The organism is Ruegeria sp. BHSB064 (assembly GCF_059613205.1).
In genome coordinates this window covers 42,257-53,839 of record NZ_JBXWSB010000020.1, presented here as the reverse complement: position 1 = coordinate 53,839, position 11,583 = coordinate 42,257, and the positions used below count along the sequence as shown (strand labels likewise).

Here is an 11,583-nt window from a genome sequence, read left to right as displayed (position 1 = left end):
AGAAATCGACCCGCCATAAACGATAAGAACCGTCGTTAACGCCGAACCTGCCGCTGCAGCCAGCGGGATCTGAGTTTTTCCAAGGGCCCCGAGTGAGAGGCAGAAAAACAGGCACACAAGGATCGGTGTCAGAATGACTGGCGCGATGACGTTTAGCTCGTAGCAGATGATGGATATTGCCGCTCCGAGAAGGTTTGCCGTCAGCATGGCTTTGGCAACCGTTTTGCCCATCGATGGCATTGCAGCAAGTTGCTGGCTCAGAAGCGCAACAAAGAACAAGACCAACAAAGCAGACGCGCCAGAGATAAAAAACGCCATGGCAAACGGCACCGTAACAAGCGACATTCTTACAATCCGCCGATTGGGATCAAAATCCGAAGACGCTGCGGCTTTCTTCTGAGCACCAGCCTGAGGTTCGGCGGGTAACAACACAAACATCAGGGTCGACACGAAACCTGCAAATAGCAGGTTCAGCGGTATCCAGAACACAAGCACCAACGCCAAATCCTGTGATTGCAAAACAAGGTTTGGAATCATCAATGCGCCCATAAGGGCGATGACACCGGGCAGAACACCTGCCCCAGAAACCGACCACATGAAGGACAGGATAATCCCGATGGCCACCATAATGAGGAACACAACGGGGTATGGCGCAAAGACCGACGACAGCAGGAAGGAAATGAACATCAATCCGATCGAAAAGACGAACAGTTTCGCGAAGGCCGCCAACGGCAACGCAGCAGGTGCCTGAAGGAACAGGGCGGTGAACACAGCCCCAACCACGGCAAGCGGCCACCCTAAAAACAGGCCCAAGGCGAAGACACCGGTCACACCCAGTGCAAGCCGGATAACGGACTTCCGGTCCTCAGTATGCATAGGACAGGATCGAAACCAAACGAATGTAGGTCCGACCGACCATATTCAGCAGCGAGTTGTCGCTCAGATACATGATCACATCAGCCTGGCCATTAAGTTGGAAGCGAAGATCATCTTCGGCGTTTCCGGCCTCATATCCTGGCAGAACGATCCGCACCGGAAATCGCTCCGGTTCGCGCAGAAAGCCTTTGGTGCTGGGCGGGCTTGCCAATTGTCCCGGTTCATCCCCACCACTCAGGGATACGGCTGCGCTAAAGCTCTCAATCACGCCCGGAACAATTTTGCCCGGGTGCATGTCCAGCACGACGTCAACCGGCGATCCCACCGACGCGCGGCCAAGGTTGTTCTCGGTAAAGTACGCCTCGACCCAGACATCCGTTGCATCCAAAAACGTCAACAGGTCCTGACCAGATCTTGCATATGTACCGGGGGCGATCAACAGATTGGAAATGACGCCCGTCGCCGGGGCACGCAATTCCGTCCATTCAAGGTTCAACTCGGCATCTGCCAAAGCCGCCAAAGCCCGCTGGATTTTCGGGTTTTCGATACCGTCATCACCCAGCCTTTGCTTGGCTTTTTCCAAATCCGCCTTGGCATTTTCGAAATTCGCTTCAGATTCTGCTAGTTGCCCGCGCGCGTCATCGGCCTTTGAAACAGCGATCAAACCCTTCTTTTCAAGGGCAAACACACGCTCGGTTTGAATACGCATCGTATCAAGATCACTTTGCGCCCTGGCCAGTTTGGCTTGCGCAGCGCTAACCTCGGCCGAGGATGCCCCCACTTCCTGTGTGGCAGCTTCCAGATCAGCTTCGGCCTTGTCCCGGTCGATTTCGTAAGGTCTGGGGTCAATCCGAACCAGAACATCTCCTGCCGAGACGACCTGACCGTTTTTAACAAGAACCTCGGTCACTGTCCCAGTGACCTGCGGCACGATCTGGGTCGCGATGGCCTTTACCCTTGCGTTCCCGGTGAACGGTGTTTTTCGGTCAGCGACGAGGTACCAAACCAGGAAGATCAGAATGACGGCCAGCGTTGTCCAAATCGTCTTCCTCATTTTGCTTCTCCGTCCGCAACACCTTCAGTTGCGGGTGGGGAGTCGATCCAGACTTTGAACAACTCGTAAAAGACGGCGAACAGAACAGGCCCCATGAAAATGCCGATCAAGCCGTAAGCCATCATCCCTCCCAAAACACCGATCAGGATAACCAGCATGGGGGTCTCAAGACCTTTTGAGATGAACACTGGCCTCAGGAAGCTGTCCATTATGGCAACGGGAATGGCCAATATTGTGAAGATCAAAGCAGCACCGCCAGACATCGAACTCCATGCGTAGATGATAACCGGCAAAAGAACCAAACCGGGACCAATCTGAATGATCGAGAGTATCAGGCAGATAAATGCCAGCGTTGCGGCCGACGAAATCCCAAAGAGAACCAGCAAGACCCAAACAACGACGGCCTGAATGGCCGCTACACCGATCACGCCTTTGGTCACGTTTCGGATTGTTGCACCGGCCAGTGTAATGAATTCCCCGCCGCGTGGTGCGAACACACGGTTCGCAAAACGCTGCAAACCTTGAACCAGAGTTGGCCCAGGGCTGAACAAGGCCCCCATGATCAAAACGGACAAAGCAAGACCAAGAAGCCCGATACCGATCCCCAGAACCTTACCAAAAAGCGACTTGGTGATCTCAAGGATTTGCGCACCGTATTTTGCCAGCGCGCCGTCCAGATTGCGCTCAAACATTCCCCAAACTTCGGCAATTTTGTTTCCGACCAGCGGCAGTTCCTTAAGGCCCTCTGGTGCCGGTGGGATTTTCAGCTCTCCCCTGTCGGCCTGTTCTGCAAAATCTGACCCAAGTTCTGCGGCACCGGATACAGCCGTTGCGACCGGCCCCAGGGTCAACACGAGGCCCAGTAAAACCAGGATTGTCGCAGCAAGCTTTTTCCGACCTCCCATCTTGGATTGCAGCCAATCGAAAACAGGATAGAGCGCGACGCACAGGATCGTGGCCCAGATGACCACACTTGCAAGCGGGGCGACCATGACCAGAGCGCTGTAGAGGAATAATCCGAGAAAGAGCAACCGTATCGCGAGGTCGACAATCTTCGCGTCTTGAGTCTTTTCCATACCATCCCTCCAATATTTGTTTTGTGAACATTATACTCAAAAAACGTAATATGTATATTTTTTAAGCCGCAGAGGACTTTAGCATGTTAGAAAATGAAAGAAGCCGGGCTGCGATCTAATTCAATAAAGCGCATTGCGGTCTATGCAGGCGCAGCGTTGGCTCATTTGGCGCGGCTTAGTTTTACTTCTTGTCATCTTCCTGCGACAGGATCGTGTCCGCCACAGTGGTCGCTGCGGTCACAAAGATTCCAAGGCCGACAATGATATACACCATTGTAAAAATCTTCCCTGCCGCGGTTTCAGGAGAAAAGTCACCGAACCCAACCGTGGAAATTGTCACAACAGAAAAGTAGATGGAATCCAGCCAGCTCCACCCTTCGACATAATGGTAAAAAACCGAAGCCCACAGGATCATACCAGTTGTGAAGGCAAGCAAGCCCTTCACTCTGCCATCCTTAAAAGCGACGCCTATCCCTCGTGTTATTCTGGTTAACGAATTCATAACACCACCATACCAACTAATGCATTTCTACATAGTGTTTTTTGAATTTAAATTCTGAACGCTCATTCTAAGTTCACCGTTCCATTCCAAGATCGCATGTCGGCGAGGGTCGAAATTAAACTCAGAAGGACCAATGCACTGCTGTCCGCGCGCTTTGTCGATAACCCGGATCGATACTATTGGTGGCAATGCCGTCCGGTTCGCAAACACTGGTCTTAAACAAAAAAAGGCCGGTCAAAGGACCGGCCTTAAATGGCAGGAGATGTGTCGATCAGACCGCCCCTAGAAACGCCACTCGTAAGAGGCCCAGACCGCCTGTGTCGATACATCGGCTCCGACTGTCGACCGGGCCTCAAGGTTCAGGCTACCACCGTGACCAAAGTCCTTTTGGTAACTCAGGCCAATCTCGCCAAAAGTATCGCTGCCGCTGCCACCCGACGCCAGCAGCAGTGTATTGCCGAAGATTGTCACATCAACCGTGGATGGGCCATCCGAGTCGCGGTGAACAGCGGCGATCGAGGCTGATAGTGTCCCCCCGGCCAAAGCCGTCGAGTACCTTCCGCCCAGCCGCGTTTCATTGAAGGTGACATCCCGATCTCCAACTGTTGCATTGGCGGTTGCACCGGTTTCGGTGTACCCGTCCAGATCTTGCTGGCCGTAAAGGAAACTCGCCTGAGGTGTAATAACTGCGCCGCTTTGCAAGGCGAAGTCTCGCTGGGCTGCAATCAACGCAGTGATCATGTCACTGGAATAGTCTGCCGTCGCCTCCGAACCGCTCACGGTGCGCGTTTCGGTGTGGTCAAGATGCCCATAACCCAGACCAAAACTCAGATCTGCAAATCCAAAATTCTGAGCCACGATCCCGCTAAGATACACACCCGTGGTATCGAAGGATGCAGCGCCGAAGGTTCCGTCGTTTTCAAGATAGCTGGCCCCGATACCATACCGCAGGCCCGTCCCCAAGTCGCGTGTCACACCCGCGCTGACGCTCCACATGTTCGACGACAGCGCCTGTGTGTTCGATCCCGCGTCAGCCTCGCTTTGGCTGCCACTGATCAGAAAGTATGGGCGGAACCCTTCGATCGGACCGCTGCCCTTAGTGCTGATTACAGTCCGTTCCCCGTTGGTGTTCAAATCAGGGGACCCTTGCACCTGACGGGCGAGATCATAAGACAAGCCTGCTATCTCGAAGGATTGGTTCAGGTTCGGTTGTATGTCGTCAGCTTCAAACGAGGCAAAAACCGGCGCTGAACCACCTTCGCCTTCCACAAACCAACCCTGGGATGGTGCGGTGACGCTGGTTGTGAAGTCGCCTTGCGAGGTATCATCGTCCTGAAAGCGATAGACTTCTCTGCCACCCACGTTCCTCAGATTGACGTCGTGATCGCTGACTCTGATCACTCCATCAATGCCAGAAGTCGTGTCGACGTTCAGCGTGCCACCTCCGTCACCCAGAAACACGGCATAGCTTTCGCCGGGCGAAGTGGCTGAGATGTCGCCGGTGATATTGACCGTACCTTCCGTCGTCTCAACGAAAAGACCGTAAGCTATGGCATTTGGGCCATCAGCTGACGCGCTGATCACGCCGCTATGTGACAGAACTCCTCCTGTCGAAAGCTGTTCTGCGTGCAGGCCATATGCGCTGGCTGTGCCATCCCCGGATGCAGTGACGCTTATGCCGCCGCTGTTTTCCAATGACCCGTCGATGGCGTTTGCAGAAATACCCCAGGCAGAAACGTCCGACACACCCTGCGTGGTGGCATTCACGGTAACCGATCCGCTGTTCATGAACGAAGCACCGGTCAGGATATCGTTTGGTTCAATCCCAAATACCTCAGCCCGCGCGCCGCCATTGGCATCCAACGACACCATGATGTCGCCCGTGTTCTCAAAGCTGCCTTCAATGTCTGATACATCAATCCCGTAGGCTGCCGCATCAATTACGTTTGTTGTCATTGCATTGACACGCACCGCACCGGAATTTGAAAACGCGCCCGTCGTGGTGACATCGCCAAGGTCCATGGCATAGGCACGGGCGAAAAACCCGTTTTGACTTTGCAGCGAGACCGAAAAGTCGCCCGTGTTCGAAAACGCGCCGTCAACGTCATCTCCGAATATGCCAAATGCCACGCTTCCGAACGAACCGTCCGCCTGGGTCGCCACGGAAACGGTTCCGGAGTTTGCAAACGTTCCACCGACCCCAAGCACACCCATCTCTACGCCTGCGGCAAATGCAGACGAAGAACCGCTGTTTCTGGCGCTGACCTGGATGCTGCCCGAGTTGCTGACTGCACCGCTGATATCGCCGATTTCAAGACCGGCCGCGTTGGCAGAAGAGCTTCCAACAGCTGCGACTGTGATTGATGCCGAGTTCTGGAACTGCCCCGAAACATCCCCCGTTTCGATACCATCGGCAAAAGCGAAAAACCCTTCGGAAGACACCTGAATCGACCCGGAGTTGGTGGCTTGGCCTGTGATGCCACGGATATCGATCCCGTTGGCCTGCGCAGATGATCCGGCGACCGCGCTTACCAAAATGCTGCCGCTGTTTTCGAAGGTGCCTGAGACGTCACGCAGGTTAATACCTTCCGCGAAGGCGCTGGTTCCGTCTGCCATCGCCGAAATCGTACCTGAATTCGCCAATGTCCCAGAGAGTGTTCGCCCATTGATCCCAACTGCGAATGCAGAGGACGTCACCGCAGCTGAAACCGTCAGGTTCCCGCTATTTTGCAACTGACCGGAAATGTTTCCGACGCCGATGGCTTCGACACTTGCCTGTGACGCATTGCTTGCTGCGATGCTTATCGCGCCGCTGTTTTGCAGGGTTCCGGAAACCGTGTTCGCCGAAATGCCTTCTACACGCGCGTCGGAACCGTCCGTAGTGATTGCGATTGTACCGCTATTGGCCACAGACCCAGAGATATTGGACAAGCGAAAGCCGCTGACCTCGATGCTGGATCCCTGGACATTCATTTGGATCGTTCCCGAGTTTGTCAGACGTCCCGAGACATCCCTCGTGTCGATCCCGTAGGCGGTCGCGTGACTTGCCGCGGATAGTGAAAGGTCCAGTGTACCCGAGTTGTTCAGTGTCCCCGCCACGCTTTGGGCGACAATGCCATACGCCTCGCCGCTTGAGGCGTTCTGAGCGCTGACCACAACGTTTCCGACGTTGTTCAAGACACCCGAACTACCAATGTCCTGCACCATAATGCCCTGTGCAGAGGGGCTGTCACCGGTTGCTGTGACTGTCATGGTGCCACTGTTTTGCAGTGTCCCCGTCAGGTCGCCTGCTTCGATACCTATTGCGTTGGCGTCAGATGATGAGATGGCTGAAACCGTCAACGTTCCTGTGTTTGTGACGCTGCCGCTTACGTCATTGACCAGAATACCGATTGCGGTAGCACTTCCGCTTGTGGCTTCTGCCCGGGCGAAGATACTGCCACTGTTCGCAACAGATCCACCAATATTGGCGGCTCTGATCCCGCGGGCACCCGCACTTGTGACACCATCTGCCCTGACGTCCAGCGTGCCGGAGTTCGTGACGGATCCCAGAACGTCCACAAAGTTCAGCCCGTCAGCAAAGGCGCTGCTTGCATTGGCGATTGCCTGAACATTGACCGAACCGCTATTGGTTAACGTGCCGGTACTGGCCATGTTACCAACGTCAAACCCGTCGACATTGACACTCAAGCCGTTCGCCACCCCGTTCAAAGAACCAGTGTTGTTCACCGAACCGGTGATTCCAGTGCCGCCGTCGCTGACTTCTATGATGTCAAAAAAAGCACCACCATTCGTCGTGGTGACATCGACTGTCAGGGCGCCGTTGTTCTCCAAATGGCCTGACATCCTCAGAATTTCGATGACATCAGCACTTGCATTTGTGTTGCCGTCCACTTGAATCCGGACTGTGCCAGTGTTGGTCAGGTTCCCTGCAAGATCGTTAATCTCGATTCCGTCTCCACCTGCGTTTCCGGTCAGACTTGTAGCAGCAACGCTTATTGGACCCGAATTGACGACCTGACCCGTTGCCAGATCGACCTGAATGCCATCCACATTAGCGGAAAAGCCATCCGTGGATGCCGTGACATCGATGCGACCCGTGTTCGTCAGCACCCCTGCGACACTGGTCGATCGGATACCGTCGGCGACCGCTCTGCTGCTCGTGTCTACATCCACATCGATCGTGCCTGAATTCGTGAGTGTTCCGGCAACGGCCCCTGTCTGAATGCCCGCAGCCGTTCCAAGTGTTAAAGCAGAATTGGCTATGCTGATTGTCCCGGTATTCTGAACAGAGCCGTTTACGTCCCCCAGAACGTCGATACCTTTCAGGTTCGCGGAATCGCCTGCTGCCGCGCCCATCGTGATCGTGCCCGAGTTCAGAACAGACCCGGTCAAGGTTCCATTTATGTCAATCGCAGCGCGGGTCCTGTTCACACCTTCCGGTGACGACAGCAACCCGTCATTGGTCAGGGTACTTGTGTAGTCCGGCACATTGACAACAACGAGGCCCGGGCCCGAGAGCGGGTTTACGACAATCGACCCTGAACTGGTGATCGTGTGATCTTCATCCGAAGCACTTACCAAAGGCGTGGTTTGAGCGGTCGAGATGACATCCGCACCTGCGCTTCCGACTGAAAGTGCTACAAGCGACGCTGTGCTTAAAAAAAGCGATGGCGCGATGCTTGCCACCTTACCTTTGAATTTCGTCAAACGACCACCGCGCGCAACCGCGCGTTTCTTCTGCTCAGTCAGCATAAAACCCCGCCTCACCTGGCTATGTTTCCATTCCCCGTGCCCTCGGTTCGTTCCGAAGTGCACTTGCATTGCGCACCTGTTTAGACACGCGTCAGGACATGGTTAAAGGGTCAATAGAGGCAGGATTATGTCTGAATTTGCTCTTTAGACCTTTGGTTTATGCCTTATTTTTATGTGTTTATTCCAACCTGAGACTTCCCGAGGGAATGCGCCCCAGATTCGATCAGATTGTCGGGGTCTGAATCAAAAACTCATGCAACAGACCCGCCGTCGGTCAGGTCTTCCAGAAGCGCACTCAGCAATTGCGTTTTCCCGGCATATCCAGATTTCTTGTAAATCGAATTGGTCTGAGCCTTGATCGTGCCTTCCTTGGCATTTCGGATTTCCGCCATCTCGGCCGTCGAGCAACCCTTGATCAAAAGCCGGGTGACTTCTCGTTCGGCATCAGAGAACGACCATTCTTCGAAATAGGCGTTCAACAGATCCTCGAAGGCCCCGGACGCCCGAGCGACCTTATCCTCGAGCGTTTCCTGGTACCGGCGCATTTTCAGCACCTCGTTCCCCAACACCATGATCGCGCCGAACAAAGACAGCATGATCAGCACTTCCCAGACGTGTATTTCATCCCATTCGTCGATCCAGGCCACGCCCATAGCTTCGCCGATGTCTTCAAACAGCATCACACAAGCGCAAAACAATGAGGCGAAGAAAGAGAAAGTCAGGCGTTTTTTCGAAGGCATCGACGGAACCATGGTAATTGAGAATTTTCGAGACTGCCTATGTAAATCCTCAGGATCACACAAGCCCAAGAGAGGGGACACGACCAAAACATCCGTTTGTCCCACCCGGATCGGGTTCGCGCTGCGCAAATCGCTAACTGACGCAGGGATTCAGAGACGTTGAGGTCGCACCGAACGGTTTATCCGCACTTAGAATGCCCGCAACTGCGGCAGGTCATGCAGCCCTCGATCATCACCATGTCGTACTGACCGCAGGACGGGCAGGCTTTGCCGCGTGGGGCGTCCATGTTGACGACTTGTGCCTGCGGGTCGGATTTCAGCCCCATCCCCTCGCCTTCCAGAAAACCGATATTGATCATGTGCTGTTCGATCACTCCGCCAATCGCGGCCAGAATGGACGGGATGTATTTCCCCTGCACCCAGGCCCCACCGCGCGGATCGAACACGGCCTTCAGTTCTTCAACCACAAAGGACACATCACCACCGCGCCGGAATACGGCCGAGATCATGCGGGTCAGAGCCAGCGTCCAGGCATAATGCTCCATGTTCTTCGAGTTGATGAACACTTCAAACGGGCGACGGCGGCCTCCAATGACGATATCGTTGATGGTCAGGTAAATCGCGTGCTCGCTGTCGGGCCACTTCAATTTGTAAGTGGACCCTTCCAACGCCTGCGGACGGTCCAGCGGTTCGGACATGTAAATCACGTCTCCGCCATCGACCTCATGGGGCGCGTCCGCGCTTTCTCCGGGCACTTTGTCGTCGCTTTCCGAAACGGTCAGGACCGAACCGGTCACATCATTCGGGCGATAGGTCGTGCAGCCTTTGCAACCCTGATCCCAGGCCTGCATGTAGACGTCTTTAAAGGCGTCAAAGCTGATATCCTCGGGGCAGTTGATCGTCTTGGAAATCGAACTGTCGATCCATTTCTGCGCCGCCGCCTGCATTTTGACGTGATCAGACGGGGACAGGGTTTGCGCGTTGACGAAATAGTCTGGCAGTTCTGTGTCACCGAACTTATCGCGCCACATCTGCACTGCATAGTCCACGACCTCTTCTTCGGTCCGCGAACCGTCTTTCTGCAAAACCTTGCGCGTGTAAGCGTAGGCAAAAACCGGCTCGATACCCGACGACACATTCCCCGCGTACAAAGAGATCGTCCCGGTCGGCGCAATCGAGGTCAAAAGCGCATTGCGGATACCATGGTCTCGGATCGCGTCGCGCACATCCTCATCCATCTGAAGCATCGTACCGCTGGCCAGATATTTCTCGGCGTTGAAGAGGGGGAACGCCCCTTTTTCCTTCGCCAAGTCGACCGACGCCAGATACGCGGCGCGGGCGATGGCGTGCAACCAGCGCTCGGTCTGACGCGCCGCCTCGTCCGAGCCATAGCGCAGGCCCAGCATCAACAGCGCATCCGCCAGACCGGTTACGCCAAGACCGATGCGGCGCTTGTCTTGCGCCTCAGCCTCTTGCTCGGCCAGCGGGAATTTCGAGGCGTCCACCACGTTGTCCATCATCCGAACAGCGGTGGCGACAAGCTTTTGCAAAGCCTCCTCGTCCAGATGGGCTGCGTCCTCAAACGGGTCCGCGACCAGACGCGCCAGATTGATCGAACCCAGCAGACACGCGCCATAAGGTGGCAGAGGCTGCTCACCACACGGGTTGGTGGCGGCAATGGTTTCAACGTAGCTGAGGTTGTTGGCCTGATTGATGCGGTCGATGAAGATCACGCCCGGCTCGGCATAGTCATAAGTCGCCTGCATGATCTTGTTCCACAGATCACGCGCCTGAACGATGTGATAAACCTTGTTGTCAAACACCAGCTCCCACGGGCCATCGGCTTTGACGGCCTCCATGAACGGATCAGTTACAAGCACCGACATGTTGAACATGCGCAGACGGGCCGGATCGGATTTGGCGGTGATGAACTGTTCGATATCGGGATGGTCGCAGCGCATGGTCGCCATCATCGCCCCACGACGTGATCCTGCGGACATGATCGTGCGGCACATGGCATCCCACACATCCATGAAACTCAGCGGGCCCGAGGCATCCGCTGCAACGCCCTTCACATCTGCACCGCGCGGTCGGATGGTCGAGAAATCATACCCTATCCCCCCGCCCTGCTGCATGGTCAGCGCGGCCTCTTTCAGCATATCGAAAATGCCGCCCATGCTGTCGGGCACGGTGCCCATGACAAAGCAGTTGAACAGTGTCACCTGCCGCGCTGTGCCCGCACCCGCCGTGATCCGCCCCGCAGGCAGGTATTTGAAATCCTCCAGCGCCTGATAGAACTCCTCTTCCCAATGCGCCGGGTCTTTTTCGACCCGCGCCAGATCGCGGGCAATGCGCCGCCAACTGTCTTCCACCGTTTGATCGATGGGTGTGCCGTCCGCTTGTTTAAAGCGGTATTTCATGTCCCAGATCTGCTCGGCGATGGGGGCGGCAAAGCGGCTCATTGGTGATTCCCTGTTCTGAAAGAGGTATTCAGAGTACCCTAATTCACCCCTGCACCACAACACCTTGATGACTGCGTGCTGTGAGCTACAATATAAAGATCGACCTTGGGACGACTCT

Annotated in this window: 7 protein-coding genes; all 7 read right to left on the bottom strand. The window is 55.2% G+C overall.

What is annotated here, in order from left to right; genetic code table 11:
* The coding region (locus tag AC2FNU_RS07250; protein WP_496786619.1) for a DUF2955 domain-containing protein at positions 1–876 on the bottom strand (876 nt) is incomplete at its 3' end.
* Positions 866–1,930: an HlyD family secretion protein gene (locus tag AC2FNU_RS07245; protein WP_496786617.1), complete on the bottom strand. Its 1,065-nt coding sequence runs from the start codon at positions 1,928–1,930 to the stop codon at positions 866–868. The genes AC2FNU_RS07245 and AC2FNU_RS07250, both read right to left, overlap by 11 nt.
* Complete coding sequence (locus tag AC2FNU_RS07240; RefSeq protein ID WP_496786615.1) at positions 1,927–3,006, bottom strand: AI-2E family transporter; 1,080 nt, start codon at positions 3,004–3,006, stop codon at positions 1,927–1,929. The genes AC2FNU_RS07245 and AC2FNU_RS07240 overlap by 4 nt, the downstream gene beginning before the upstream one ends.
* A 181-nt stretch (positions 3,007–3,187) precedes the next feature.
* Positions 3,188–3,451 (bottom strand): potassium channel family protein, encoded by a 264-nt coding sequence (locus AC2FNU_RS07235; RefSeq protein WP_496786613.1) that lies wholly within the window; start codon positions 3,449–3,451, stop codon positions 3,188–3,190.
* A 339-nt stretch (positions 3,452–3,790) separates the two neighbouring features.
* Positions 3,791–8,263, bottom strand: coding sequence for a beta strand repeat-containing protein (locus AC2FNU_RS07230; RefSeq protein ID WP_496786612.1), 4,473 nt, complete (start codon positions 8,261–8,263; stop codon positions 3,791–3,793).
* A 251-nt stretch (positions 8,264–8,514) separates the two neighbouring features.
* On the bottom strand, positions 8,515–8,943 hold the full coding sequence (locus AC2FNU_RS07225) for a helix-turn-helix transcriptional regulator (RefSeq protein ID WP_496786610.1): 429 nt from the start codon (positions 8,941–8,943) through the stop codon (positions 8,515–8,517).
* Between the two features lie 239 nt (positions 8,944–9,182).
* A complete protein-coding gene (locus AC2FNU_RS07220; RefSeq protein ID WP_496786609.1) occupies positions 9,183–11,465 on the bottom strand; it encodes an adenosylcobalamin-dependent ribonucleoside-diphosphate reductase in 2,283 nt (760 codons plus the stop codon).
* Positions 11,466–11,583 lie beyond the last annotated feature (118 nt).

Bases quoted from the DNA above. Each gene is read 5' to 3' on its own strand.
- AC2FNU_RS07245 (WP_496786617.1), bottom strand. From the start codon at position 1,930: ATGAGGAAGACGATTTGGACAACGCTGGCCGTCATTCTGATCTTCCTG.
- AC2FNU_RS07240 (WP_496786615.1), bottom strand. From the start codon at position 3,006: ATGGAAAAGACTCAAGACGCGAAGATTGTCGACCTCGCGATACGGTTG.
- AC2FNU_RS07230 (WP_496786612.1), bottom strand. From the start codon at position 8,263: ATGCTGACTGAGCAGAAGAAACGCGCGGTTGCGCGCGGTGGTCGTTTG.
- AC2FNU_RS07225 (WP_496786610.1), bottom strand. From the start codon at position 8,943: ATGCTGTTTGAAGACATCGGCGAAGCTATGGGCGTGGCCTGGATCGAC.
- AC2FNU_RS07220 (WP_496786609.1), bottom strand. From the start codon at position 11,465: ATGAGCCGCTTTGCCGCCCCCATCGCCGAGCAGATCTGGGACATGAAA.